The sequence below is a fragment of the Paenibacillus foliorum genome (genome assembly GCF_013141765.1).
Lineage (GTDB): Bacteria > Bacillota > Bacilli > Paenibacillales > NBRC-103111 > Paenibacillus_S > Paenibacillus_S foliorum.
In genome coordinates, this window is sequence record NZ_WHOD01000121.1 from 83,305 (window position 1) to 109,423 (window position 26,119).

Here is a 26,119-nt window from a genome sequence, read left to right on the forward strand (position 1 = left end):
TAGCATGCTGTTCTATTCTCTATTCTCTTTCCAAAGCTTCCATATAAGCTTTTTTGGAGTTTTCCAGATGAATTTTCGTTAGCTGCTCCGCAAGATCTCCATAGCCGTTAAGGACGGCCACTGCCATCTCCCGGTGCTCTTCCGCGGCCTTACGCATCCGTCCTGGAAGCTCATATCCAAGATGGGCAAAAGCGCGAATATAATCCGATAAGCTATCCAGCATCTGTGTCAATCTTGGGCTTTGCGCAGCCCGGAAAATAATATCGTTAATCGAAAAATGGAACATGCGGTTCTTTAAATCAAAAACCGGCTGAGCGAGCGCATGATCAATTTCCTCAATGATGCGCTTTAATTCATCACGATGGGATTGTTCTACCTTTTGTGCGGCCATCTTCATCGCCAAGCTCTCAAGAGCGGCTAATATCGTGAATATTTCAACGATTTCTTCCGGTGATAGCTTGGACACAACCACACCTTTTCGCGGCATCGTTTTGACAAAGCCTTGAGATTCAAGCCGAAATAGCGCTTCTCTGATGGGCGTACGGCTCACATTTAATTGATCAGCCAGCTCGCGCTCGATAATGCGTTCACCCGATTTATACATCCCTTGAACAATGGCTTGTTTAATATACTGGTATACCTTATCACGAATAGGGCTTAATTCTTCATCTTTCCATATGACTGGCATATCTGGCATCTGGTATACCTCCGAATGTTGTTTCTTCTCAGTGTAAACGAAATGACATATAGAGTACAACAATTTCGAAGGTATTCCATTTAACTAAGAAAAACAGCTCCATATACCATAGCAGAGGCAACTACCAGACCCGGATGAATTTTAAGCTTCTCCAGAGCAACTAAACTAACTGCTGTAAGCGCTGCTGTCTGCCATATTCCTGCGGACTGATAAGCACTTGCAAAAAACTGAAAAGCTAACGTTCCAAGTAAAACCGCTACAATCGGACGTACGATCTGAGTCATAGCAGCAACCTGCGGAGCCGATTTAAAAAACTGTAGAAATTTGAACAGGATGACCATGGCGATGGCGGTCGGCGCTATAGTTGCAATCAAAGCCACCACAGCACCGGTGACGCCTCCTACCTGATATCCAATGTACCCAGCAAGCTTAGTTGCAATAGGACTTGGCAGTGCATTCCCGAGCGCCAGCACATCTCCGAATTGCTCCAAGGTCATCCACCCGTAATGATCGACTACCTCGGCTTGCAGTAAAGGGATGATCGGCGGCCCGCCGCCGTATCCCAAAATATTAGGAATGAAAAAGGCCCAAAATATGTGCAGTAGTATCATGCTGAAAATCCCCTGTCAGAATCGGCCTGCTTCTTCTTCCGCTTTTTAAATAAGTAGGTCGATTCGATAAATGCGTAAGCAAGGGCAATACCTATGAGCAGTCCCGGATTCAAATCCAGCAGAACCAAGACGACTAATGAGATGACCGTCCATCCGATTGTCCTGTTCTTCGTCCAGCCTTTCCATGATTTTAAGAAAAACTCATAAGCCATAACTGCCATCATCACACCGATTACCGGTTGAATCCCATGTGTCATGCCGCCTACAATTCCGGAATCCTTGAGCTTATAAATGAGACCCAGCAGAAAAATCATCGCAGCTAGAACAGGAATGACCATTGCCAAGATCGCGATGAAAGCACCTGCGGTCCCTTTCACTTTATAGCCAATGTACCCGGCCATTTTCGTGGCGATTGGCCCTGGCAAGGCATTCCCCATAGCCAGCACGTCCGTAAACTCTTCGTCTGTCATCCATTTATACTTCTGTACGGCTTCCGCATGAACAAGAGGAATCATGGTAGGTCCTCCGCCGTAACCCAAGACGCCGATCCGGAAAAATCCGAGGAACAAATTCCAATACTCCATCTTGCCTCTCCACCCTATCTGTCACAAGTCTGCGAACAAGTCCCGCTTCGTAGCCGAAGCATTCTTTCTAAAGCGAACGCTTCTCCAGAACGCTTTCGGCCGCTCCGCTCGTTGTTCTCCGCTCTACTTCTTAATATCCGCTTGGGTCATGACTTCGTACTCATTGCCCAAGTAATTTTGCAGCGCCTTCAATGCAGCTGTTCCGACTGCAGTATCCTGCTCCCCATTGCCTCCGCTGACTCCAACACCGCCGACTACTTCCCCATTCACAACAATGGGAAAGCCCCCTACGAATATAGCGAACTTGCCGGGAAGCATAGCATGGATACCAAACGCTTCGCCCGTCGTTGAAGCCGGACCTCCTGGCTGATTGAACAGATGAGTCGACCGCTTGTGTCCGCTTGCTGTAAACGCCTTAGCAATCGCAATCTCAGGACCTGTGATACGTCCGCCGTTCATACGCTCCATAGCTATTACATACCCGCCGTCATCGACAATACAAATCGATTCCAGAGCTTTTACTTCCTCAGCCGCGATTCTCGCCGCCTCCAGCATGACTTTCGCTTCTTCCAATTCCAATTTCAATACGGATTTCATAGGTAGGTAGCTCCTCCATTCTATATAAGTAAGCTCTGCAATTTAATCGATGCTTTTTACTCCGTGGTAGACACTTTTAATTTGTGTATAGAATTCCAGAGCTCCGCGTCCTGACTCACGGTACGTTGCGGTGCTGGACATTTTCACACCGCCGAACGGAGCGTTATAGGCATTGCCTGTTGTTGTCCGGTTAACCTTGACCACACCTGCTTGAATGTTATTAATAAAATGCTGAATGTGATTAGGGTCAAAGGTACAAATAGCTGCCGATAATCCAAACTCCACATCATTAGCAATGCGCATAGCTTCTTGGAAGGAGGTAACACGAATGATCGAAATGACCGGTCCGAAAATTTCTTCCTGAGCAATTCTCATGTTTGGCAGCACATTAGTGAAGATAGCTGGCCGGACATAATAGCCCTCTGCGTATTCGCCCTCGGACAAATGCTCTCCGCCATATACAAGCTCAGCACCTTCAGCTTTGCCGATTTCTACATAATCCAGCACGTTCTTCAATTGGCTGGCATTGGCGAGGGGTCCAACTTCGATACCTTTAGTAAGGCCGCTGCCCACAGTCAATAATTGGGTTTTGGCAATCAGCGCATTTACAAACTGGTCATGCACAGAATCCATTACGATGACGCGGCTAGTGCCAGTGCAGGCCTGGCCTGTCAACTCAAAGCCGCCTTTGATAGCTAATTCAGCCGCTTGCTCCACGTCGGCATCTGCCATAACGATAAGCGGGTTTTTGCCGCCAAGCTCCAGTTGAACGCGAGTCGATAAACGAACCGATTTATTAATTTTCTCCCCTGCTCCTGTTGAGCCTGTAAATGTAACAGCTTTGACAGCTGGATGAGTTACAAGCGGAGTCCCTGTTCTAGAAGCCGATCCAGTTACAAAATTGAGGACGCCTGCAGGCAATCCTGCATCATGCAAGGCCTGAACCAGACGAAGCGCAATTAATGGCGTATCTGATGCCGGCTTGAACACCACCGTGTTACCTGAAACCAAGGCGGGAGCGATCTTCCGAACCGGAATGGATAATGGAAAGTTCCAAGGAGTGATGACCGTTATAACGCCTAATGGTTCTTTTTTTGTATAGACAAAGGTAGTAGGGTCATCGGAAGGAAGGGTCTCCCCTGCTACATTCAGGCCTTCTGATGCGTAGTAACGCAATGTTTGAGCTGAACGCTTAACTTCCATACGGCTGCTTGCCAGCGTTTTCCCTTCTTCTCGGGTCAGCTCTTGTGCATATTGCTCCAAGCCAGCTTCTAACAAGTCGGCTGCTTTATACAGAATTTCAGCACGCTTAGTCGGAGCTGTGTAACGCCAAGTTTGGAACGCGCGGTCTGCGGATTCAATCGCCAGATTGACATCCTCCTCTACCGAGGCTTGGAATCGTCCGACAATTTCCGTTGCGTTAGCCGGATTCGTATTCTCGAATGTAGCACCGCTTACCGAATCCACCCATTGCCCGTTAACTAGGTTTTTAAATGTTTGTACCGCTGTCTCGATTACCATATAAATCCCCTTTCCTCACTAAGAGGTTGTTTAAAAAGTCCACTTTGATAACGTAGTAGTTCAGGAAGTAACTCGACATCGAATATTGAACAAACCCGGGAAGTCCGGTACTCACGTAGGTACTGCCTACGCTCCGTTCCTCCTTCCTCGGCTTTCGTCCAATCTTCTCGGTTCTGAAACCGGACTTTTTAAACTCGCACTAGATAGGGCTATTGTTAAACCAATTCCCGAGAAAGAAGGAATTCTCGGGAATTATTAATGTGCTATATCGTTAATGATAAGAAATACTAGGTTATAAGATCTGTATTATTCTAAGCAAAATTCGCGAGAGATAGCTGCAATGTACATTCTGCGCATTTTAGTTGCTTCTTCAACGATTTCAATGCAACGCTGTTGATCTTCAGGCGTTCTAGCATATTCCAGAACGATTTGATAGCCACGCTCTCCGTGAATTTCATCGGATACGATGTGAAGATCGAAGAATTCCACTTCTTCATCCGTAAAGCCGTATTTCTCACGAAGTGTAGGTGTTTGTCTGCGATAGATAGCAGGCACTTGCGATTCAAGTCCTACCACTAGAGCCGCGGTAGCAAACAAGAAGTTCTCTTTGAATGCCATACGGTAGCACCAGGATTGAAGACCAATGGTTTCAGGCAGCAAATGCTCCATCGATTCAACACGCTCACGAGTAGTTCCACAAGCTTCACCGAAACGAATCAACAGATCCGTATGACGGTCGCCGCCAAGCTCTTCCTCCCACATGTTTTGCAGCAAGAAATCTCTTGCATCCTCATGTGGACAGTTAGCATATATATAAGCCAAGTACTCTGCGAATGGACCAACGTATGCGTAATGCTGCTCAACCCAGCTTGCGAAATGTTCTTTCTTCAATTCACCGTTTGCCCACATAGTTGTAAAAGGTGCTTTAGCTACCGCATTTCCTTCAATTGCTTGCTCCAAAGCGTGGCGAAACTCCTCTTTGTTCATTAAGCGTGATTTAGTCAATGTCATTATAAAAGCACTCCTCTCAAATTTGAAAAAAAGTAGGATAAATTGCTCTAACTCATTTCCTGCACGGCAATCCGGACCCTAGTTAGTCTGAATTTTAATTCTCATTCTTTCTTTGTTTGGTTTTTGGTATATTGTATACCAAAAACCTTATACCTGTATTATTGCTTACCTAGGCTCATCTGTCAACCTACTTTTTTAAGTATTAACAGAAGCAGCATCGCCATTAATAAATACGCAGCTGTAAAGGGAATATTCCAGTTGGAGACCCGGTAAGAGCTCTGTCCTGAGAGTCCCGCCATCATACCTGCTGTTGCATTATAAGGACCTACCATGAAGGCCGCAGCGGCTCCTGTGAGCATCGCAATTGCTGTCAGCTCTACGGAGATTCCAAGTGCATTTGGGTTAAGAGACTCACCAGCCAGAGCCAGAGCAACGGCTGGATGCAAGCCTACAAAGGCCAGTATTAAAGGAATTAAAGGAATGAATAGTAGAAACAGATCCGCTCCTACCATATCTTTTACACCTATAATCCAACTATTAATAAAATGTCCTGCACCCGTAGTTTGAATGGCCGATATCATAAAGCCCGCACTAAGAAAAACAAAAAATTGCTCCTTCATCCTCAGCAAATGCTCCGGCAGCAGGCTGCGACTCCTTTTAATAAACAATCTGCCCTTGCCCAGCATCAGCGACCATAAAAACGCAAAAGGGATAACAGACACAGAAACTAACAGCAAAAAGCTAAAATGAGAGTAATTCTCCAATAAAGAAATCAAACTATTAAAAATAAGAATGGCAATAAGGATTTGTATAGGATGGCTTGCTTTAAGCCCCCCTGGCTGCCGCTGTCCGGATTCTAACAATACTTCCCTGGATGCAGCTATTTCATTGAGCACGGTTTGACCCAGCAGCTTCTGCCTGCGATTAGCGATCCACTTTCCCATAAAACCATCCAAGACAAGCCCAAGTAAGCTGAACGGAATAACGATTGGTAGAATAGAGCTCCAAGCGACACCCGTCATCTCGACAATAATGCCAACGATCGGCGCTACTGGCGTCCATACAATCGGCATACTGTAGCCATGGGTAATAGCTCTGCTTATAAAGCGTTCCTTCTTTTCAATGGGATACAAATCAAGCGAAGGACGAATGGTATGATACATCATAGGCAAAGTGGCTAAATTCATAAAAGAGCTTAATATATACGACAATCCGGAAGTGATAGTATAGAGTAAACCGGAATGCTTGATTTTACTTTGAATGATTAACTGAATCCGCGATGCATATTGCCCTAGCTCTATCGGCAAAGCAATTAGCGGAAGCAAAGCAAACAAGCTTAAAATATTCAGCATGTTACCGAAGCTTGATATAAAACTTATCCATGGTGCTCCATTCATAATCAACAGCAAAGCGCCTATGCCCAAGAACACTATGCCCATCCCTTGAACGAATCTCTTAACAGAAGGGAAAACCAAAATAACAATCAACAAGCATGCTATAGAGATGACCCATTGGAGTAGCTCCATGGGATAGAAAGCCGAGCAAAGATAAGCAGCTATCGCTAGTATGAATAAAGATTGCTTCATATTTATATCACTTCTTTAACTGCCTTGGTTAAGCGCTCCAGAGCGGTTTCTACAATTTCCTTGCCTATGTCTTCACTGGCTTTGGTAGCATCGCCAATGCAGCCATTACGTGTCATTTCATCGTAATAGTAAAACCCTTGCAGCGGATTGCCCGGACGCAGCTTCTTCCATCGGCCTTCCTGATAGTCGGCCGCTTCCAGCTTATCCTTCCTTACTATATGAGGAGCCAGATAGAGGGCTTCCGATACCTCGCGGTCACAGCTGTGACCATATAGCTTGGATTCGATTCGTCTATCCATGACATCCTTAGCCGATGCCGTCGTTTTGGCATAATAAATCCGCACATCCAACTCAGTAGTAAGCATATCAACAGCAACTCCAAGCGTAGCTTGATTGCCTCCATGTGAGTTGAGTATAAGAAATTGTTGGATGCCATGCTGCTTTAACGATTTCATCATGTCACGCAGAATAGCAATGACTGTCGTCGGCTCTAAGGATATCGTTCCCGGGAAGTGAATATGATGCGGTGAAACCCCCATATTAATAGTAGGAGTCAGGACTGCCTCAGGATGCAATTTCTCGGTTAACCGTTTGCCCATTTCCTCCGCGAGAACCGCATCGCAGCTTTCTACCATATGAGGACCATGCTGCTCATGCGCCCCTAGCGGAATAATAGCGATCTTAACAGTTTGAAGCGCTTCTTTCACTTCAGGCCAAGTCATCTGTGTTAAAAAGTATGGGTTTGGCATAATGGCATAAACTCCTCTCTTACTATATAATATGGTGTATTGTATACCATTATTACGAAGAATTAACAAATCTTTTTCTCTCATTACTGTTTATTGCACGAACCCAAATGGTTTACAATATAGTATAACGACATCTACGATGTGCTTCCAAGTATAAGATCAGCAAGAAAGCAGGCGATTCACTATGATGCATCACAAGCATTACCTAGATAAAAAATCAGCACCTTATATTTCGGATTTATTAACCAAGCATTTCTTGAAAAATCCGAACTTTACTGAAATTGTAATCATATGCATAGGAACGAACCGCTACAACGGTGATTCCTTAGGACCTTTGGTTGGCAGCCGTTTGTCCGAGCGACTTGATGGGCACCCTTTTGTTCATATTTACGGAACACTCGCTAAGCCTGTACATGCTTTAAATATGCACAAAACATTAGCTAGCATCACGAGCAAACATAGCCGTGCTTACGTTATCGCCGTTGATGCTTGTCTCGGGCAATTCTATAAAATCGGTACGCTCCAGCTCGTGGAGGAGCCTCTTCAACCTGGAGTCAGTCTTAACAAACAGCTGCCCCCCATTGGCCACATTCATATTAAAGGTATTATTAACAATCATGGTCAGCTAAATCATAAAGTTCTGGAGCATACCAGTCTTACCTTCGTCCAAGAAATGTCGGCCGTCATTAGCCGCATCTTGGTCAAATCTAGCCAAGATATTATTCCTAAGCTTGCACAAGAGCAGCAGCCGATTGACCAATTATCGGATCACTTATCCTCGGGGAGATAGAGCTTTCCAACTTTTTTACAACGTACGCATTATGCAATTACCACAGCAGCATAGCAGCAATGGTTGATACGATTAATCCAATAGAAACCGGCAGGAAGTTTTTACGTGCTAATTCAATAACGGATACCCCAGCAAACCCCGCTACAGCTACAAGTGATGACCAGGCAATAAGCGTTCCGCCACCAGACCATACCGAACCCATCTGACCGATAGCAGCCAGTGTTGAAGGATCCATGCCTACTGTTGGCGCCAATGCGCCCGAGAGAGAGCCTGTTAATGGCAGACCAGAGAATCCCGATCCTTCCAATCCGGCGATAATACCGATAAGCAAAATTCCAAAAGCTGTAAAAAACTCGTTGGTTGGAATTGCATACTGTACGGACATAACCAAATCATACAGAAAAGCTGGTGCCTTGACATTATCCCCTAACGATAAAACACTTTTCGAAAAGTCGGCATTACCCAAGAAGAAGAAGCCTGCAATTGGAATAACGGGTCCCATTGCTTTAAAGGCAAATACAAAGCCTTCAGTAAGATGATCTCCAATCTTGTCCAATGCACTGATTTTCGAAAACACGGTACAGGATAGAATGAGCAGTATGACAGCAACCCCGCCAATAAAAGCTGCTCCATCTCCACCTTCAAAGCCGCCCATGTTTGTACCGCCGAACTTACTTGCGGCCATAACAATCATAACTCCCAGCATAGACACTGGAACCAGTACGGCAAAGATCTTGGACCACTTAAGCACAGATGGCGAAAGGGTTTCTGTCGCTGCTGCCGCTTCCGCGTATTCCACTGTTGTTGCAGCCTTCATTTCAATTACTGTTGCCTCTTGCTGAACAGGAGCATCCGATTTACGGATCGCCTTACGATGCATCAAGTAAGCCCCCGTAATGGAAACCACGCCCGTAATCAGTGACAGCACCATAGCCTTGTCAGCAACAAGCGCTGTTGAAACACCAGCTCCTTTGGCACTTAGCATTGGAGCTATTTGCATGACATAGTCGGAGGATAAGGCCATCCCCTGTCCCGCAAGAGCAACAGCCATTGCCGCAGCCATCGGTGGAAGCCCCACTCGAATCGCCGCTGGAAACAATAATGCACCAATCAGAGGTACGGCCGGTGTCGGCCAGAAGAACAATGAAATAACATACGTAACCGCCGCAAGTACAAAGAATGCTATGTGACCATTAACAATCAGCTTCTGTATAGGTCGTATCATTCGGCGGTCCGCCCCGATATCGCGCAATGATGCCAATAACGCCACCATAAACGTAATGATCAGGAAAATCGTGAAGAGTTCTTTTGCAGCAGTAAGATTCGCGTTGTAAACCGCCTTGAAACCGCTAATCACATCACCCTTGTAAATCCATCCGACTAAAAAGGTCCCGATTAAAGTCGGAATGATTACACCACGTCTGAACAACATGACTACAATAACCGCAACTGTGATAAAAGCGTACATAAGATGTGATGATGTGATCATTCAGAATCCCCTGCCTCTTCGATGTAATGTACTTCAAAGTGATTGTAGCACATTTTTTGTCTCTTAAATAGTCTTTTTCGGCATTTGGTATACAATTTTAATAGAATATAAGATTCAACACCGACTAATTCCTTTGTTTCCGAGTTTATCACGTCATAAAACATAACACAACAAAAGAAACCTGCAACATTAGCTTCATTACAGCTATTCGCATTGTTTCAAAATGTTGTATTGTCTGTAAGCGCCATTCTCCCGCAGCATGTTTCCCATTCAGATTTAATGAAAACGGTTAATGGAAGCGATTACATTTCTGTAAAATGTATTTTATCACAAACCTAGACAAATAACTAGGCATATTGCATATTGTATACAATAAAACCAAGGAAAACCCGCCGCCTCATCAACGCAAACCATGAAGCTAGCAGGCTTTTCTTAACTATGGTTTCCACCATTTACCTATAACCTTATATTAATTAACCTTCAAAATGATACTTTTTCTTCGCAAAACGACCCACTGCATTAACCAAGCCATACAAAATAATAGATAAGATAGCCAACATGGCGATGCTAACCATGACCATATTCATTTGGAAAACTTGGCCGCCATATATAATCAAGTAACCAAGCCCAGCCTTAGAGGATAAAAATTCACCCATAATAACCCCTACGAGCGTCAAACCAACATTCACCTTCAACGTTGCAATAAAATTCGGAATACTTGCGGGCAGAAGTACCATCCGGAGCATTTGGGCCTTAGTAGCGCCGAATGACTCCATCAGCTTCAGCTTCGTTTGACTAATTTCCTTAAACCCGCTCTCTATCATAATAATAGAAACAATAACGGATATAGCCATCGCCATCCCATAGATGGAATACTTATCACCCAGCCAAATGTAAAAGATCGGACCGAGCGCGACTTTAGGCAATGCATTCAACACTACAACATAAGGCTCCAGCACCTTGGAAGCAAAAGTCGACCACCAGAACACAATCGCTATCAAGGTTCCTGCCACCATGGAAACCACAATTCCAATCAACGTCTCAAATGCCGTAGTCCAGGTATGCTTGAACAGCTCCCCTCGAAATGCCAGCTCTTGAAACGATGTGACTAATTGCGACGGTTTGCTGGTCAGCATCGAGTCCACCCATTTCAAATTTGCAGCCAATTCCCACAAGCCAAGGAATCCGACTAATAACAATAACTGGGCGATACGTACCATCCACAGTTTACGCTTTTGGACTCGAAGATATTCGGTGTATTGCTGCGAGCTCTTCTTCTCTATAACCAATGCTATCGATTGTTCTTTCCTCGGTTCCTGACCAATAGTCGACTTTCTAACCGGTAGCGACGACATGCCCTTCCAGCTCCCTCCAAATTTGGTTAAAGTAATCATTGTAACGAACCGCTTCCCGCTTCTTCCAGGGGGAAAGCCCCTTACCCTCACCCAGCTCAATATTATAAATGGAAGAAATTGTACTCGGCCGCTTCGACATAACCATTACCCTGTCCCCCATGCTGATAGCTTCTGAAATATCATGAGTAACCAGCACCGCGGTCTTTCCTTGATCCTTAATGATCTTAAATATTTCATCAGCAAGCGTTATTCTTGTTTGATAATCCAAGGCAGAGAACGGCTCATCCAACAGCAGGATGTCCGGCTCTGTCACTAGCGTACGGATTAACGCCACTCGCTGACGCATACCGCCGGAGAGCTGAGCTGGACTATGGTGGGCAAAGCCCCCCAAGCCGTAACGCTCCATCAGCTCCATCGCTTTACGCTCGGCTTTCCGCAAATCCATCTTGCGAATTTCCGCTCCAACCATCAAATTGCTCAGAATATCCCGCCATTCGAACAAATGATCATGCTGCAGCATGTACCCCACCTTGGGGGAGGTGCCGGATACTACCTGCCCGTTGATCAGCACTTTGCCCTTCGTCGGCTTGTACATGCCGGAAATCAACGAAAGCATTGTACTTTTGCCACAGCCGCTTGGGCCCACGATACTGATGAATTCACCCGCTTCAATGGACATATTGATGTCCCGAATAGCTTCGGTTTCTTGCTTCATTGTAAAATAGCTTAAACAAACATCATCTAATACAATTTGTGCCATAGACTTACTTCCCCTTCCCGATGTTTTTCACAAAGCTCATATCCACAACCGCATTCAGGTCAGCGACCTTCTGGTCCGGTTTAAGTACTCCGTTATCTATCAGTACCTTTTGCAGCGCTTCGAATTGCTCTGCATTCAGCTCAGGAACAGCAGGCCATGTATCTTGCTTCTTATAACGATCGATCGATTGAATAATAATATCCTTAGGCGTTCCTTCAAAGAATGGCATCAACGCAGCTGCAATCTCATCAGGAGAGGCTGTGTTCAACCATTTCGTTCCTTTGGAGACGGCATTTACGAATTTCTGAATGGTTTCAGGGTTCTTTTTAATGAAATCAGATGTTGCCACATACGAGGTTTCTGGAAAGGGACCGAAGGCTTGCCCCACAGATGTCACATAAAAAGCTTTTCCCTCTTTTTCCAAGGAGGAAGCAATTGGCTCGAACACCTGAATGTAGTCGCCTTTGCCGCTTGTAAAAGCTCCAGCCATCGCAGGAGAAGCAATATTCGTCACAACATCAACCTTGTTTACTTTCTCCTGCAGCAGCTTATTATTTAGCACCATTTGCGGCGCACTGCCCGGCCTCCAGCCTATGACGGACTTCCCTTCCAGATCACTCCATTTGAAAGCATCCGATTTAGTACGGGAGAGCAGGAATGAACCATCCTTCATCGTTAGCTGGTGGAAAATTTTGAGCGTCTTGTCCCCTTTTTGATTATAGATATAAATCGCGGTTTCCGGTCCGACCAACGAGATGTCTGCAACCCCAGCAATTAAAGCAGCCGCCCCCTTATCAGAGCCTTGTGCTGTGTTCATATCTACATTTAGGCCTTCCTCTTTAAAAAAACCTTTTTGCATGGCGATATAATGAGGAGCGTAAAAGATAGAACGAATGACCTCCGAAAATTTGACTGTTTTTAAAGCTTCCTCCTTCTTTCCTTCCGAGGCAGCGGCTGGTTTAGCATTCGATTGTACAGCAGACGGCGCAGAGCCGCAGCCCGCGGCAAGCGATAATAGCACGGCAGAAAGCAATAGACAGGCGGTTTTCCTCATTCTCATTAGATATCATCCTTTCAGAATATACTTATAGTGAAAGTTCAAAAGGGGGCTTCTTAGCCACCTTTTATAATATTTGGACAGCTTGGGTTGGTTTAGATATCAGATGCATTTCAGCCATATCTCTACCGTATTTAACCATCTGAGAGTGACCGACTTCTTTGAGCGAGACAGCCGTTATACGTTCTCTTAACAGGAATACCTCAACCTGCGGAAGCAGCATTTCCAAGGCGTAAGCAAGAGGAAGCCCATTCTCCATAATCTCAACGGAATGGGAATTGCCTACTATAAAATTGAGTCCTCGACGCTTGGCTAACTCTACAAATTCATGATCCTCCCTCACCCTGCTGATACTGACAATAATCGTATCCGTTTCTGGATACATTTGCAGCGCCGTTTCTAAATGCTTCATCGAAAAGCCAGTATGCGGGAAAAAATGAAGGATGTGCTTTACAGAGCTCTCAGGCGTGCCGCTCAGCAGCTTGGCCGGATTCGAGATTGTCGCTTCCTCCAAAGTGGACTCTCCTCGGATCGCCCGCTCTGCCTCTAGCATATCTTGATCGATTTCCCGTCCCATGAACCGGTCTATTCTAGCTAGCACATCCCCTGCAGTATGAACTTCAGGAAGAGCGACGCCCTTATGCAGCACATTTCCCGGAATACCGCCGAAGGCAATATCGGTCTTCAGCTTGGTGTGTCCATGCAGAAGCGTAAGTCCCGGATGAAGCCCGTGAAAAGCCTCGTGCATTTCGATAAGCGATAGATTATACAAAGGTAAATAATCGGCAAACGGTACTCCACCTGAGCTGGCCGCGTCCGCCACAGGATGATGAACGATGATGAGATCAAGCTTCATAGCCGAAGCCAGCTCGATAACCGATTCGGTCAGCGTCATTCCAACACCTATGCGTGATACCGGCTTGCGTTTATCGCCAAAAATGAGCCCTGGAATTTCAATGACACTTTTACCTGGGATATTCGAGGTTTTCGTAACCACATACGGATTTGTGCCAGAGGTTACTTCATTCCAATCCATGACCATCCTTCCTTTGGATATTACATTGAGCGCCTCTAACACATTTCCCACATCTACTTGGTCCCGCGTTCCCTTCATACGTTTCCACTCCCTCGCTGCATTTGCTTAGTTTGATTGATATAAAAATAATGGTTCAAATTGAGAAACAGAAAAAACCGCCACCATGAGCATACGGATTCCTTGCGGACCCGAATATGTCATAAAGTAGCGGTTGCAAGGCTCTCCGTAGAGTTCCTTATTACCTGCTTTAGGCATGGTCTTGTGAAAGAATCAAAATGGCGTCTAATCTCTTTTAAATAAAAGGATTCGATCCTTAATGTTCTCAAATACCATACTTATCATGAATTGAAAATTCACTGGTAAAACTTGTTTGTAAAGCGCTTACATAGATAATAACATACTTCATTCAATTGCGCTAGGCTTGTTGCATATTGTATACGAAATTTATTTCAAAAGAACAAACAAGCCGTCTCGACGGGAGCATCCCTCCAAGGAAACGGCTATTATGCTTAATTTCCAAAGTGATACTTTTTCTTCGCAAAGCGACCCACCGCATTTACCAAGCCATACAAAATGATAGATAAGATAGCCAACATCGCAATACTTACCATAACCATATTCATTTGGAACACTTGACCTCCATAAATGATCAAGTAGCCCAGTCCAGCCTTAGAAGATAAAAATTCACCCATGATGACTCCCACCAGCGTCAAACCAACATTCACCTTCAACGTTGCAATAAAATTCGGAATACTTGCGGGCAGAAGTACCATCCGGAGCATTTGAGCCTTGGTAGCGTCGAATGACTCCATCAGCTTCAGCTTCGTTTGGCTAATTTCCCTAAATCCGCTCTCAACCATGATGATTGTGACAATTACGGATATCGCTATGGCCATTCCATAGATAGAGTACCTGTCTCCCAGCCAAATATAAAAGATAGGACCAAGCGCTACCTTCGGCAGAGCGTTCAGCACGACCATGTACGGCTCCAATACTTTCGAGGCAAAGGTGGACCACCAGAACACAACAGCAATTAAGGTCCCAAGCAGCATAGAAACAACAATACCAATCAAGGTCTCCAGGCTGGTCGTCCACATGTGCTTAAATAATTCACCTTTAAAGGCGAGCTCTTGAAAGGATGTGAACAATTGCGACGGCCTGCTGGTCAACATGGAGTCGACCCACTTCAAGTCAGTGGCAAGCTGCCACAGCGCAAGAAAAGCTACAAACAATAACAGCTGGGACAAGCGAACCATCCACTGCTTCCGCCTTTGAGCCTGCCTATACTCGGCATATCGCGGGGAAACGGATTGTTTATTTACACGCACTGCCTGAATTTTCTCCTCCTGTGTCTCCGCGACGACTGATGATTCACTAACCGGTAGAGACGACATGCCCCTGCAGCTCCTTCCAGATTTCATTAAAGTAGTTGTTATATTGATCCGCTTCCCTCTTCTTCCAAGGAGTCAGATCCTGACCGTTACCCAATTGAATTGAATAAATCGTAGAAATGGTGCTAGGTCTGTTCGACATAACCATGACGCGATCCCCCATGCTGATGGCCTCAGATATATCATGAGTGACCAAAACCGCTGTTTTCCCCTGATCCTTAATAATCTTAAATATTTCATCAGCAAGCGTTATCCTTGTCTGATAATCCAATGCGGAGAAGGGTTCATCCAGCAGCAGAATGTCCGGCTCGGTCACAAGCGTTCGGATTAATGCTACCCGCTGACGCATGCCGCCGGAGAGCTGCGCCGGACTATGATGAGCAAACCCTCCCAAGCCGTAGCGTTCCATGAGCTCCAACGCCTTGCGCTCCGCTTTTTTGCGGTCCATCTTGCGAATCTCCGCCCCAACCATCAGGTTGCTCAGAATATCCCGCCATTCAAACAAATGGTCATGCTGCAGCATATACCCCACCTTGGGGGAGGTGCCCGACACCTCCTGCCCATCAATTAATACTTTACCTTGAGTCGGTTTATACATACCCGAGATCAGGGAGAGCAGTGTGCTCTTCCCACAGCCGCTCGGACCCACGATACTAATAAACTCTCCGGCTTCTACCGATAGATTGATATCCCTCAAAGCTTCTGTTTCCTGCTTCATGGTAAAATAGCTTAAGTTCACTTCGTTCAATTCAATCTGGGCCATGGGCTTATTTCGCCACCTTCCCGATATTTTTGACAAAGCTCATATCAACAATGGCTCCCATGTCTGTGACCTTTTGCTCCAGCTTAAGCACACCGTTATCTATTAACACCTTTTGCAGCGTTTCGAATTGTTCGCTTGTCAATTCAGGCACAGCAGGCCATGTATCCTGCTTTTTATAGCGCTCTATCGATTGAATAACAACATCCTTAGGCGTCCCTTCAAAAAATGGCATCAGTGCTTCAGCAATTTCATCCTGGGATGCGGTGTTCAGCCACTTGGCGCCTTTGGCTACAGCATTGACGAATTTTTGCACGATTTCCGGGTTACTTTTGATATAATCAGAGGTTGCTACATAGGAGGTTTCAGGAAATGCACCAAATGCTTGACCTACCGAGGCTACAAAGAATGCCTTCCCCTCTTTTTCCAAGCTGGAGGCAATGGGCTCGAACACCTGGATGTAGTCACCTTTGCCGCTTGTAAAAGCACCCGCCATTGCCGGAGAAGCAATATTCGTCACAACGTCAACCTTATTTACTTTTTCCAACAGCAGCTTGTTATTTAACACCATTTGAGGGGCGCTGCCCGGTCTCCAGCCTATAACGGATTTCCCTTCGAGATCGCTCCATTTAAAAGCATCCGCCTTGTTGCGTGATAGCAGGAACGAACCATCCTTCATCGTTAGCTGATGGAATATTTTGAGCGTCTTATCTCCTTTTTGATTATAAATATAAATGGCAGTTTCTGGCCCAACCAACGAAATATCCGCAACCCCTGCAATCAAAGCGGCCGCCCCTTTATCCGAGCCTTGCGCGGTATTCATGTCTATAACTAAGCCTTCTTCTTTGAAAAAGCCTTTTTGCATGGCCACATAATGAGGAGCGTAAAAGATGGACCGGATAACCTCGGAAAATTTAACCGTCTTCAGCGGCTGCTCTTTCTTTACTTCTGGCGCAGGTGCGGAAGGCTTTGTTTCAACAGCAGGTGCGGAGCCGCAGCCCGCGGCAAGTGTTAGCAGCACTACAGAAAGCAGCATACATGCGGATTTCTTAACTTTTATCATGGTTTCTTCCTCCCGATTTATGTATTTGACGAGCTTTAATAAGTCTGAACAGCTCTAGGCGGCATGGAAACCAAATGCGTCTCTGCCATCTCCCTGCCGTACTCCACCATTTGACGATGCCCCACATCCTTCAGCGACACAGCCGTTATGCGCTCTCTTAGCAAGAATACCTCTACCTCTGGAAGCAGCAGCTCCAACGCATAAGCGAGCGGCAGTCCATTCTCCATAATTTCAACTGAATGAGGATTGCCTACGATAAAATTAAGCCCTATCTCCTTGGCCAGCGTAACGAAAGGATGATCCTCCCTAACTCTGCTGATACTAACGATAATCGTGTCCGTTTCGGGATACATCTGAAGAGCCTTCTCCAAATGATCAACTGAAAATCCAGTGTGAGGGAAAAAGTGCAGGATATGCTTCACCGGACTTGTCATACCACCGCTCAGCAGCTTAGCCGGATTGGAGAGTGTTGCTTCCTGCAGCGTTGACTCCCCACGGATCGCACGCTCTGCCTCCAGCATATCTTGGTCGATCTCCCGTCCCATAAACCGCTCTATTCTTGCTAATATATCCCCTACTGTATGCACATCTGGAAGTGCAACACCCTTATGAAGCACATTTCCCGGGATACCCCCGAAAGTAATATCCGTCTTCAGCTTGGTGTGTCCGTGCAACAGCGTAAGTCCGGGATGGAGTCCGTGAAAAGCCTCGTGCATTTCAATTAGAGCCAAATCATACAGAGGTAAATAATCCGAGAATGGCACCCCTCCTGAGCTCGCTGCATCTGCTACTGGATGGTGAACGACGATAAGATCAAGCTTCATGGCAGAAGCAAGCTCAATGACCGATTCAGTCAATGTCATTCCAACACCAATTCGCGATACCGGCTTATGCTTGTCACCAAATATAAGGCCCGGGATTTCAATTACACCTTTACCTGGAATGTTCGAGGTTTTCATAACCACATAGGGATTAGCTCCAGAGGTCACTTCATTCCAATCCATCACCATCCTTCCTTTGGAAATTTTATTAAGTGCCTCAAGTACACTCGCCACATCTGTCCGCGCTCTTCCTGCCATCCTGTGTTTCCTCCTCTCTGGCTGCATCCGTTGAACAACCCCGCTGCGCATCCAAAAGCATTCTTCTGATCCTTCTTGTCCCCGCTGGTTAATTAGACAAAAAAACCGCTATCATGAGCATACTGGGGCTGAAAGAAACCAGACCCGGATACGTCACAATTAGCGGTTGTAAAGCTCTCCGTAAGGAGTTCCTCAGCACCTGCTATATGTATGGATTTCGCTTGCTATACACAATGGAACCGGATCTCTCTTTTGCAAAAGGATGCGATACCTTAATGTACAGAAGCACAAAGCTTGTGTGAGCTATTGCATGATATCATGTGATTGCTCACTAATATGTTAGTTAATATAACAATTAAATTCATAAATATCAATAAAAATATATTTAATACGCAAAAATACAGGTTTTTCGTCATTGTAATGTTATATAAATTAACATGTTATTCCAATGGTTCTTTCAAAAGTATAACGGTTCCTGAAAATTCCGTTACTGGATCGTAGTCCTTGAGTACCAGCTTGACCTCTAGTCCCAGTGTACTCTCGATCTGTTCCTTGAGCATCCGTTTGTTGGCCTCCATTAACAAGATGTCTACACTGGCCGTCAAACTCCGGTTGGATTCGTCAAGTATTTTTAGCGCGGGTATACGCTTGTGCGTTGCAAAAATAAACACTTTATCGCCGGAAATTTCAATCTTCTGCGACTTGATGCCCGTCCCAAAAATTTCCTGATTGATTGAATTATAAATTTTAATAAATTCCTGCTTCAATACACCGGTCGAGTATGGTTGCTTCATCCAAGCTTCCTCCTTCGTAGACAGTAACATCTATGTTAATTTCTACGAATACCGGGAACAATCCTTTTGTGGAATAATAAATTAGGAGATGAATTTATTTAGAGGCAGCCTGGGTCTTCGTATAATTTCTTGTCTGTCTGGCCCTTGCGATCCAATAGATTACATACGCAGCAAGGAACACAATCATAAATCCCGCCGAATATCGATACATTGCCGCATACCCAGAAACAGAAGAGATGGCTCCTAGAATTAATGCGCCTGCTGCCACACCCAAGTCTGTGGAATTGTAGTACATACTGTTGGCCGTTCCGTGCTGCGCTAGGGGCGTCGAGCGAAGCATCCATGCTTGAATAGTCGGCTGAATAGATCCGAAACCGAGTCCATAGAGCAGTGCGGACACAATCAGCATTGGCATCGTAGTGGTATAGGAGAGCAATGTCATGCTGGCCAGCACACAAATTGCCGCAGGAATAAGGACAGCTGCATGACCCTTCTTATCAAATATTTTGCCTGAAATAGGCCTTATAATGATTATAGTGATTACATTAAACAAGAAGAATAGCCCCACCTGTTCAAGATGCACCACTTCTCCAAATAAGGCAATAAAGCTGAGAAGTCCACTGTATGTCACCGATAAAAGAACATTAAGCAGAGCGGGAAATAACAATAGGGGATTAAATGACCGGGACCCAGAAACAGCACTTGTGTCACGCTGTATAACGGGTTCCTGCGGAAGGGAACGAGACAACAGTAGGATTGGAAAAATCAAAAGAACCGTTGCTGCACCCGTTAGTGCAAGAGTTCCGAAGCCATAATGGTTCATCATATTTAAACCGATCATCGGTCCAATGGACATGGCAAGGCTAGTCGAAAGACCAAAATAACCGATGCCTTCTCCCATCCTTTTACTTGGAATAATAGGCGATACCAATGTCGGTATTATCGTGCTAGACATGCCAAAACCGATCCCATAGGCAACGCGCATAGCAAGCAGCGATCCAATGGAATCGGCCCATCCATAAATAGCTGTGATGATAGCCGCTACGGCTAGCCCGATAAACAAAATCACTTTACGCTGCATCCTCCGAATGAGCGCCGCAGTCAAAAAACGGGTAGCTATCGCGGATATGGCGAACACACTTGTTACAAGACTGACAGTCAAATCCCCAACTAAGAAAGTCCCTTTTACATAAGCGGGAAATGAGGACAGCAGCATTTGTAAATTTAAGAATAACAGGAACGAGCAAATCGTTAAGCTAATAAATGATTTCGTCCACAATTTTGAAGCTGATTCTGATTCATGAGCATTCATGGTGTCTTTTCTCCTACTCTAAGTCTGTTAGTTCACTGATGCGATTATTGATTCGAAGCATAAGCTCCATTAGCAATTCGTATTCGGTAGTGGTCATGCATTCCTTAATATCATTAATGACTTGCCGCTCGATGGGGAGCGTCTTTTCGATCAGCAGCTTTCCTTTCTCCGTAATATGGACCAAGAACGAACGTCGATCATTCTCCCCGGTTTTCTTATAAATACAGCCCTTCCCCTCCAACTGATCCAGAATTCGGGTCGTCGTTGGTCTATCCTTGCCTGCACGATCCGCAATTTCCTTCTGAATCAACCCTTCCGATCTGGCTACCTGATAAAGAACGGACCACTGCTCCGGCGTAATGTCATATTCCTTAAGTCGAGCCTGTAGAAGGTTCGTTAGCTTGCGATAGGTTACTCCCATATTGAAGCCTATAGAATGCTCCATTCCATTGTCGCTAGTCTTGGTCATATGTTTCCCTCCCACTTAAATAGTTGTTAAGACAATTATATTCGTGGCAACTATGATTGTCAATCAAGGATACCCGAGCTGATACGAGTTGAACCCATCCCACCGTACCAGACACTCATAAAAAAGCCCTCCTGCTGAATGAAGTCATTCAACACAGAGGGCCCGCTTTTGGCATCTTTTAGTTTTTGGATCGCGACAGCATGGTCAGCCCGCTCCGACAAAAACAACCGTTTTTCATGAGTAATAGGAGAATATTAATTTATATAAACTGCCGGATGATCTGGGACAATTCTTCAGCAACTGAGTCTGCACCACTATGCAGATCGTGAGCACTAAAGTGACAACGGACAAAGCTCTCATCCGTATCTGTCGCTTCAGCGAACATCCCCATCAGACCTCTCGCCTTGCGGTCAATCTGCAGCAGCAGCTCCACACCGTCTTCATCCGGTAGAAAGATTACCTCTAGTTCATCCAAATCCTTTAGGAAATGTGTCGTTGGGACAAATTCGAATTCCTGCACGAATGGGAGGTTTCGTCCGAGCTTCGGTGCATATTCACAAGTGATTTCACGACGCCGGAAGCCAAGCAGATCAATCGCATCCAGTACGATTTGAGAATGTCGATGTGGGAAAACCTCGAGCCGATCCTCATCCTTCGGATCAACAGCTTCTTTAATATCCAGACCCGTCTGAATCCAGATGGAAGTCCGTTTAACCGTTATGGGAGTGCCCGACGGAAGCTGGAAGGAAACGGGATATTCGTAAGCTTGCTCAGCTTCTACCGTAAATTTACTTGCCAGCAGAAACTTCCCGACTGTTGTTTCCACCAAAGACCTCTGATTGTCCTTTTCCTGTACATATTGCGTTTTCACGAATGCGTATACATCATCCACTTCCTGATTAACCCGTCCGCCTTGAATAAGAACGACTCCTGTTACCATATCACCAGCAGCCACCTGCTCATTATCTATCTGCAAATCAACCTTCGCGGCGCCTATCCCCACAGTAGCCAGCATTTTCTTAAACGTGGACATCCGTATTCCCCCTAAAGGTTTTGCTTCAGCAAAACCAGCATCGTAAGCATAAACTGACTTTAATCCCTCCATTAACTACGATGCAGAAAACAGTTGGTTTCTTTGTAATTTCATCTTATGGATATTTATTCAGAAATGCGACGATCCTACGACGTAGACCGCTATAGTATATGTAGAGAGAACTGTAAATACAAAGGTTTTCTCAAAAATTTATAGGGGAGTCCTTTCAATGATATAAAAAAAGCGTTGGCACTGTATCCAGTCCGACGCTTTTTCTATATAATTATAAGGTTTCAGTCTGCAGCTTGATCCAGAGAGTCTTATTCCGAAATTCCTCTTCCTGTCCCAGCTCTCTTCCAAACCAATCCGGAACCGTGAATACCTCTGCGGAATGCACATCGGGAAATTCGACTTCTACAACAATAAGATCTATTTGTTTATACTCGTCCACTTCAAAGATATGCCCTTCATACTCTACCTTAGTGCGGATCTTCTCCAGCGGTTTAAGCTTCGTATTATTCAGCAGCTGCGTATAAATTTTCTCTGAAATTGGATATTCAATCTCTTCCCTTACTAAACCATGTCCTGATTTGAAAGTATGAGTGAAATCAGAAAGACCCTCATTGTTAACCAATTTCCTGACTCTAATTTCTTGATCCTCCGAAAACGCCAAATAGGTTTGATAAATGTACTGCTTCGAAACCATAGCAATGGCTTTATTCTCAAGCTCCTTCGCAGGGAAAGCTGGCAATAGGAACTTTCTTTCGATTTCCTTACTCATGACGATTATGCCCCTTTCTAGTATCACAGCATCAACAACTTTTTTGTCATTCGCTAAAAACGCTATCCCTTACCAATAATTCGTTCCAGTTGCTTTAATTTCATAGAGCCTGGAAGGGTAGCAAATACCCAGTTCCTAACTCCACATAGCATAGGATTGGACCATTGGGAAACCCGCCCCATGCGATTGGATAAGCTCACCACTTTTCTTACTTGTGAGTTACGCTTGGCTTCATACCGTTGTAAGGCCAAGCTTAGAATAGATTCACCCTGAATCGACTCAGCCAAAGCCATACCGTCTTCAATAGCTTGGCAAGCACCTTGTCCCAGGTTAGGTGTCATTGCATGCGCCGCATCACCCAGCAGAGTCACTCGCCCCTTCGACCAATAGGGCAATGATGGTATGTCATAGATCAGGTGACGCAGCATCTTGGATTCATCCGTTTGATGTAAAATCTGTTCCACAGGCGGATGCCAGCTTGCAAATTCATGCAGCAGATGCTGTTTTATTCCGAGTGGTGAGCTATCACTATCCGCCATGCTGTTCAGCGTGGCGAACCAGTAAAGCCCCTGATGTCCGGTATGAAACAGGCCAAATCGCTTGCCTTCTCCCCACACTTCCATCCCTATCTGTTGCGGCAGTATGGTTGAATGATTGTCCACCATCCCCCTATATGCAGCAAACCCGCAAAAACGCAACGGCACTTCTCCAAGCAATGCGGTTCTAACTTTAGAATGAATGCCATCGGCTCCGATTAACAAACAACCTTGTTCCCGGTGTCCGTTGGCAAAATTAACGGTAACTTGCTCATCCCCCTGCTTCGCGCCAACAAATTCTTGGCCCCATACTACAGAGCCTTCCCCAAGCCGTTCCAGAAGCACACGCTGCAAATCTGCCCGCAATACAGTCATTACCGGGTAGCCGTATTCGGCTTCCATGTCGAGCGAGAGCTCGTACAGCGGTTGTCCTTTTGCAGTAAACACGCTCGTCTTCAGGTTGCGGACACCCAATTTCATGATATCGTCAGCCACACCGAGAACCTGTAAGACACGGAATGCATTGGGCCATAACACAAGAGTCGTGCCATTAGATGAAGGCTGTGGTGAACGTTCGAATATAACAGGCTCATAGCCTATTCGTTTCAACGCAAGGGCCGCTGTCAATCCCCCGATTCCCGCTCCAATAATCAACACTTTCTTACTCACGGCTCAAGCCTCCACTCGCTCGCCAACTTACATGCTAAACCTTTGTCTATATCCGCACTTCCTACATAATTCCTCAACCACTTCTCTTCTGGAAAATCCATCGAACAACTTGTTCGCTCTTTCACCCTCTACAATTTCGGAGAAAGGAGTTTGATTGATATTGCCTAAGTTAATAACACCTTCCCCATCAAGGCAGCAAGGCACAACCGTCCCATCGACTAATATAGCCGCCTGATTTCTAAGCGCATGACAAAAACCTTTTCCTTCATCTTCTTTTTCCGTTAGCTTAGGCCATTTAAATTCATGATCCTGATTCAAGTAAATCTGATCTGCAATTTTGAGCCCACTGCCTCGAACGAATTTTTCTTCAATTTTGTAATCCAGATTAAACTCTCTTTCAATCATTTCAAGTATTTCACGATTTCTGTTTCTTTCCAGGTTGGTAGTGTTATCGGTATCCAGATTCCATAATCTAAAGGATATCAATAACTTGCTAGTCGCCACAGCTTCCTTTACAAATGACAAAATGCTCATAATATACTCTTCTTTATTGGTAGAGCCCTCATGTCCGTCAAAGCTATGCAAGGAGAAGTTGATCTGTCTTAGAGCCGGTTTGTTTAGCAGCTTGTGCTTGTTCTTATTAATAAGCGTTCCATTGGAGGTAATATTAACCTTAAATCCTCTTTCATGGCTCAAATCCAGCAGCTCATCGACTTTGGGGTGAAGAAGAGGTTCCCCTTTTACATGAAAATATATATAATCCGTATGAGGTTTTATTTCATCTAAAATTTTAGTGAATGCATCTACCTTAATAAAATTAGCTTGCCGCTGCGTTTGCGGGCAGAACGTACAGGCCAGATTGCATACGCTCGTGATCTCGATATAAAATTTCTTGAATTTTTTCATTATGAGCTACTCCATTCAGTCTGCACTTAATAGTTGTTTTATCTATTTATTGTACCGTCAGTTCCTTGATGTGCATAGAACAAGGTTCTTTCTAATATTTGGACTCTTGGGAGAAACCATCCTTAGTAAGAGAATTTAATTGGGGCGATGTGCGGACTATTTCTTACCTGACACTCTGTTGGTCTGCCACAGTTTTAGGTATGAAATGAATAACCAAATTACCTGCCAAAATAACTCCCGCCAAAAAGTAAAAGGCCACAGCGAAGCTGTAGGTTTGAGCCAGATACGTACCGATGATTGGGGAGGCAGCCCCCATGAGGGATTGCATGCTGAACAGTAAGCTCGTCGCGGTCCCCGCCACTTTTGTATCCGTACTTTCCATCGCCCAAGCCTGCAGCACGGGCCTTATGGCATACAAGAAAAATCCAAGCACGGCAATCGTACCAATCAGGATCCATTCATGATGGATAACCGAAACAATCACAAGCATAATCGACGTAATGACCATCAAGCTGGTCAAAATTTTCCGCGGACCCGATTTATCCGACATTCTTCCTACAATAGGGGCCGCTATCAACCCACCTGCCTGAAGCACTCCCAATGTCATACCTACCCAAAATGCGTTCAGACCAATTTCCATCGCTAAATATAAAGGTAGTAAAATCATTATACCATTCTGTGCCATCGCGCGAATTCCGCTTAAAATAGCAATCAGCACAACCGTTTTATTGCGAAGCAATTCGTTTAACCCTCTAAAATAATCCTGTAACCCACCGCCTGCCGACTCTACTTTGGCTTTGGCTTTTGTTAGGTGTGATGTATCGACATTCATATTCCTTAAGGTGATCAAAATGAAAATCGCGAAAAACACTCCCGGAACAAAGTTCCAATATATAATTTCCTGCCATGTATAGGTGACAATCAAAGCTCCGATAACGATAGGAGCCAGCATATCCCCGAGGTTTGAGGCCATCGCATGATAACCGAACGTCAATCCCCGCTGTTCCGGAAATCTTACGGACAAGGTTGTGTAGGAAGCCGGATGCCAGAATTCATTGCCCACACCCATCACGATGAAAAGCAGTGCAAACAGCCAATACTCCTGAACAAATCCAATGAATAGAAACGGCATTCCGACCAAAAACAAAGAAGCCGCCAAGAACAGATGCTTCTTTCTGGACATATCGGTAAAAGCGCCTATCGGCATCGTTAGGAATGCAGTGATTAAAGATCTTAACGTTAATAATAAGCCTGCTTGTGTAATAGAAAAATTATAGGCAATAACAATATACGGCAATAAAATATACATGGAAGACGGGTACCAGTGCGTAAAAGCATGCCCGATACAAATCCCCCAAAAGGGACCGTCTTTATATGGATTGCGTTTTGCAGGCTCAATTCTTACTTGCTGGGCTTCCGTTACTGCTGCTCCCTCCGACATAGATAAGCATCTCTCCCTTCCCGCTCTAATATTGGTTTTTTG

Annotated in this window: 26 protein-coding genes; 1 reads left to right on the forward strand and 25 read right to left on the reverse strand. The window is 45.1% G+C overall.

Annotation, left to right across the window (positions count from 1 at the left end):
* Positions 1-19: 19 nt before the first annotated feature.
* The 8 genes from GC093_RS32040 to GC093_RS32075 form a co-directional block, all read right to left on the reverse strand.
* Positions 20-697 (reverse strand): GntR family transcriptional regulator, encoded by a 678-nt coding sequence (locus GC093_RS32040; protein WP_171656009.1) that lies wholly within the window; start codon positions 695-697, stop codon positions 20-22.
* Positions 698-777: 80 nt separating this feature from the next.
* Entirely contained in the window at positions 778-1,308 is a 531-nt protein-coding gene (locus tag GC093_RS32045; protein WP_171656010.1) for a chromate transporter, read from the reverse strand.
* The gene (locus GC093_RS32050) at positions 1,305-1,892 is read right to left on the reverse strand and encodes a chromate transporter (RefSeq protein ID WP_171656011.1); all 588 of its coding nucleotides are present in this window, start codon (positions 1,890-1,892) and stop codon (positions 1,305-1,307) included. Before GC093_RS32050 ends, GC093_RS32045 begins: the two co-directional genes overlap by 4 nt.
* A gap of 123 nt (positions 1,893-2,015) precedes the next feature.
* Positions 2,016-2,489: a GlcG/HbpS family heme-binding protein gene (locus tag GC093_RS32055; RefSeq protein ID WP_171656012.1), complete on the reverse strand. Its 474-nt coding sequence runs from the start codon at positions 2,487-2,489 to the stop codon at positions 2,016-2,018.
* 42 nt (positions 2,490-2,531) lie between these two features.
* Positions 2,532-4,010 carry an aldehyde dehydrogenase family protein gene (locus tag GC093_RS32060; protein ID WP_171656013.1) on the reverse strand — a complete coding sequence of 493 codons (1,479 nt, stop codon included), beginning with the start codon at positions 4,008-4,010 and terminating at the stop codon, positions 2,532-2,534.
* A 306-nt stretch (positions 4,011-4,316) separates the two neighbouring features.
* Positions 4,317-5,021 carry an iron-containing redox enzyme family protein gene (locus tag GC093_RS32065; RefSeq protein ID WP_171656014.1) on the reverse strand — a complete coding sequence of 235 codons (705 nt, stop codon included), beginning with the start codon at positions 5,019-5,021 and terminating at the stop codon, positions 4,317-4,319.
* Positions 5,022-5,203: 182 nt separating this feature from the next.
* Entirely contained in the window at positions 5,204-6,547 is a 1,344-nt protein-coding gene (locus GC093_RS32070) for a hypothetical protein (protein WP_246315760.1), read from the reverse strand.
* A gap of 62 nt (positions 6,548-6,609) precedes the next feature.
* Positions 6,610-7,356, reverse strand: coding sequence for a creatininase family protein (locus GC093_RS32075; RefSeq protein ID WP_171656016.1), 747 nt, complete (start codon positions 7,354-7,356; stop codon positions 6,610-6,612).
* 184 nt (positions 7,357-7,540) lie between these two features.
* Between GC093_RS32075 and yyaC the strand changes: the two genes are divergently transcribed.
* Positions 7,541-8,146 carry a spore protease YyaC gene (yyaC, locus tag GC093_RS32080; RefSeq protein ID WP_171656017.1) on the forward strand — a complete coding sequence of 202 codons (606 nt, stop codon included), beginning with the start codon at positions 7,541-7,543 and terminating at the stop codon, positions 8,144-8,146.
* A 37-nt stretch (positions 8,147-8,183) separates the two neighbouring features.
* Here the strand turns inward: yyaC and GC093_RS32085 are convergent, their stop codons facing one another.
* The 17 genes from GC093_RS32085 to GC093_RS32170 form a co-directional block, all read right to left on the reverse strand.
* Positions 8,184-9,635, reverse strand: a complete 1,452-nt coding sequence (locus GC093_RS32085; protein WP_171656018.1) for a hypothetical protein — start codon at positions 9,633-9,635, stop codon at positions 8,184-8,186.
* A gap of 473 nt (positions 9,636-10,108) precedes the next feature.
* The gene (locus tag GC093_RS32090) at positions 10,109-10,990 is read right to left on the reverse strand and encodes an ABC transporter permease (protein ID WP_171656019.1); all 882 of its coding nucleotides are present in this window, start codon (positions 10,988-10,990) and stop codon (positions 10,109-10,111) included.
* Positions 10,971-11,750, reverse strand: a complete 780-nt coding sequence (locus GC093_RS32095; RefSeq protein WP_171656020.1) for an ABC transporter ATP-binding protein — start codon at positions 11,748-11,750, stop codon at positions 10,971-10,973. The genes GC093_RS32090 and GC093_RS32095 overlap by 20 nt, the downstream gene beginning before the upstream one ends.
* A 4-nt stretch (positions 11,751-11,754) precedes the next feature.
* The gene (locus GC093_RS32100; protein ID WP_171656021.1) at positions 11,755-12,810 is read right to left on the reverse strand and encodes an ABC transporter substrate-binding protein; all 1,056 of its coding nucleotides are present in this window, start codon (positions 12,808-12,810) and stop codon (positions 11,755-11,757) included.
* Positions 12,811-12,874: 64 nt separating this feature from the next.
* Complete coding sequence (locus tag GC093_RS32105; RefSeq protein ID WP_171656022.1) at positions 12,875-13,921, reverse strand: Nif3-like dinuclear metal center hexameric protein; 1,047 nt, start codon at positions 13,919-13,921, stop codon at positions 12,875-12,877.
* 431 nt (positions 13,922-14,352) lie between these two features.
* Positions 14,353-15,237, reverse strand: a complete 885-nt coding sequence (locus GC093_RS32110; RefSeq protein ID WP_171656023.1) for an ABC transporter permease — start codon at positions 15,235-15,237, stop codon at positions 14,353-14,355.
* Positions 15,218-15,997: an ABC transporter ATP-binding protein gene (locus GC093_RS32115; protein ID WP_171656024.1), complete on the reverse strand. Its 780-nt coding sequence runs from the start codon at positions 15,995-15,997 to the stop codon at positions 15,218-15,220. Before GC093_RS32115 ends, GC093_RS32110 begins: the two co-directional genes overlap by 20 nt.
* 4 nt (positions 15,998-16,001) lie before the next feature.
* Entirely contained in the window at positions 16,002-17,057 is a 1,056-nt protein-coding gene (locus GC093_RS32120; protein ID WP_171656025.1) for an ABC transporter substrate-binding protein, read from the reverse strand.
* 35 nt (positions 17,058-17,092) lie between these two features.
* The gene (locus GC093_RS32125; RefSeq protein ID WP_171656026.1) at positions 17,093-18,136 is read right to left on the reverse strand and encodes a Nif3-like dinuclear metal center hexameric protein; all 1,044 of its coding nucleotides are present in this window, start codon (positions 18,134-18,136) and stop codon (positions 17,093-17,095) included.
* A 440-nt stretch (positions 18,137-18,576) separates the two neighbouring features.
* Entirely contained in the window at positions 18,577-18,930 is a 354-nt protein-coding gene (locus GC093_RS32130) for a Na-translocating system protein MpsC family protein (protein WP_171656027.1), read from the reverse strand.
* A gap of 94 nt (positions 18,931-19,024) precedes the next feature.
* Positions 19,025-20,242, reverse strand: a complete 1,218-nt coding sequence (locus GC093_RS32135; protein ID WP_171656028.1) for an MFS transporter — start codon at positions 20,240-20,242, stop codon at positions 19,025-19,027.
* A gap of 13 nt (positions 20,243-20,255) precedes the next feature.
* Positions 20,256-20,711 (reverse strand): MarR family winged helix-turn-helix transcriptional regulator, encoded by a 456-nt coding sequence (locus GC093_RS32140; protein ID WP_171656029.1) that lies wholly within the window; start codon positions 20,709-20,711, stop codon positions 20,256-20,258.
* Positions 20,712-20,970: 259 nt separating this feature from the next.
* Entirely contained in the window at positions 20,971-21,744 is a 774-nt protein-coding gene (locus GC093_RS32150; protein ID WP_171656031.1) for a sporulation protein, read from the reverse strand.
* Between the two features lie 283 nt (positions 21,745-22,027).
* Positions 22,028-22,525, reverse strand: coding sequence for a CYTH domain-containing protein (locus GC093_RS32155; RefSeq protein ID WP_171656032.1), 498 nt, complete (start codon positions 22,523-22,525; stop codon positions 22,028-22,030).
* 62 nt (positions 22,526-22,587) lie between these two features.
* On the reverse strand, positions 22,588-23,730 hold the full coding sequence (locus tag GC093_RS32160; RefSeq protein WP_171656033.1) for an FAD-dependent monooxygenase: 1,143 nt from the start codon (positions 23,728-23,730) through the stop codon (positions 22,588-22,590).
* 27 nt (positions 23,731-23,757) lie between these two features.
* On the reverse strand, positions 23,758-24,636 hold the full coding sequence (locus GC093_RS32165; RefSeq protein ID WP_171656034.1) for a radical SAM/SPASM domain-containing protein: 879 nt from the start codon (positions 24,634-24,636) through the stop codon (positions 23,758-23,760).
* 163 nt (positions 24,637-24,799) lie between these two features.
* Positions 24,800-26,077 (reverse strand): MFS transporter, encoded by a 1,278-nt coding sequence (locus tag GC093_RS32170; protein WP_171656035.1) that lies wholly within the window; start codon positions 26,075-26,077, stop codon positions 24,800-24,802.
* Between the last annotated feature and the right edge of the window lie 42 nt (positions 26,078-26,119).

Bases quoted from the DNA above. Each gene is read 5' to 3' on its own strand.
- GC093_RS32165 (WP_171656034.1), bottom strand. From the start codon at position 24,636: ATGAAAAAATTCAAGAAATTTTATATCGAGATCACGAGCGTATGCAAT.
- GC093_RS32045 (WP_171656010.1), bottom strand. From the start codon at position 1,308: ATGATACTACTGCACATATTTTGGGCCTTTTTCATTCCTAATATTTTG.
- GC093_RS32055 (WP_171656012.1), bottom strand. From the start codon at position 2,489: ATGAAATCCGTATTGAAATTGGAATTGGAAGAAGCGAAAGTCATGCTG.
- GC093_RS32135 (WP_171656028.1), bottom strand. From the start codon at position 20,242: ATGAATGCTCATGAATCAGAATCAGCTTCAAAATTGTGGACGAAATCA.
- GC093_RS32170 (WP_171656035.1), bottom strand. From the start codon at position 26,077: ATGTCGGAGGGAGCAGCAGTAACGGAAGCCCAGCAAGTAAGAATTGAG.
- GC093_RS32070 (WP_246315760.1), bottom strand. From the start codon at position 6,547: ATGGAGCTACTCCAATGGGTCATCTCTATAGCATGCTTGTTGATTGTT.
- GC093_RS32100 (WP_171656021.1), bottom strand. From the start codon at position 12,810: ATGAGAATGAGGAAAACCGCCTGTCTATTGCTTTCTGCCGTGCTATTA.
- GC093_RS32040 (WP_171656009.1), bottom strand. From the start codon at position 697: ATGCCAGATATGCCAGTCATATGGAAAGATGAAGAATTAAGCCCTATT.
- yyaC (WP_171656017.1), top strand. From the start codon at position 7,541: ATGATGCATCACAAGCATTACCTAGATAAAAAATCAGCACCTTATATT.
- GC093_RS32130 (WP_171656027.1), bottom strand. From the start codon at position 18,930: ATGAAGCAACCATACTCGACCGGTGTATTGAAGCAGGAATTTATTAAA.
- GC093_RS32105 (WP_171656022.1), bottom strand. From the start codon at position 13,921: ATGAAGGGAACGCGGGACCAAGTAGATGTGGGAAATGTGTTAGAGGCG.
- GC093_RS32155 (WP_171656032.1), bottom strand. From the start codon at position 22,525: ATGAGTAAGGAAATCGAAAGAAAGTTCCTATTGCCAGCTTTCCCTGCG.
- GC093_RS32060 (WP_171656013.1), bottom strand. From the start codon at position 4,010: ATGGTAATCGAGACAGCGGTACAAACATTTAAAAACCTAGTTAACGGG.
- GC093_RS32090 (WP_171656019.1), bottom strand. From the start codon at position 10,990: ATGTCGTCGCTACCGGTTAGAAAGTCGACTATTGGTCAGGAACCGAGG.
- GC093_RS32125 (WP_171656026.1), bottom strand. From the start codon at position 18,136: ATGGCAGGAAGAGCGCGGACAGATGTGGCGAGTGTACTTGAGGCACTT.
- GC093_RS32115 (WP_171656024.1), bottom strand. From the start codon at position 15,997: ATGGCCCAGATTGAATTGAACGAAGTGAACTTAAGCTATTTTACCATG.
- GC093_RS32050 (WP_171656011.1), bottom strand. From the start codon at position 1,892: ATGGAGTATTGGAATTTGTTCCTCGGATTTTTCCGGATCGGCGTCTTG.
- GC093_RS32110 (WP_171656023.1), bottom strand. From the start codon at position 15,237: ATGTCGTCTCTACCGGTTAGTGAATCATCAGTCGTCGCGGAGACACAG.
- GC093_RS32085 (WP_171656018.1), bottom strand. From the start codon at position 9,635: ATGATCACATCATCACATCTTATGTACGCTTTTATCACAGTTGCGGTT.
- GC093_RS32150 (WP_171656031.1), bottom strand. From the start codon at position 21,744: ATGTCCACGTTTAAGAAAATGCTGGCTACTGTGGGGATAGGCGCCGCG.
- GC093_RS32120 (WP_171656025.1), bottom strand. From the start codon at position 17,057: ATGATAAAAGTTAAGAAATCCGCATGTATGCTGCTTTCTGTAGTGCTG.
- GC093_RS32075 (WP_171656016.1), bottom strand. From the start codon at position 7,356: ATGCCAAACCCATACTTTTTAACACAGATGACTTGGCCTGAAGTGAAA.
- GC093_RS32140 (WP_171656029.1), bottom strand. From the start codon at position 20,711: ATGACCAAGACTAGCGACAATGGAATGGAGCATTCTATAGGCTTCAAT.
- GC093_RS32095 (WP_171656020.1), bottom strand. From the start codon at position 11,750: ATGGCACAAATTGTATTAGATGATGTTTGTTTAAGCTATTTTACAATG.
- GC093_RS32065 (WP_171656014.1), bottom strand. From the start codon at position 5,021: ATGACATTGACTAAATCACGCTTAATGAACAAAGAGGAGTTTCGCCAC.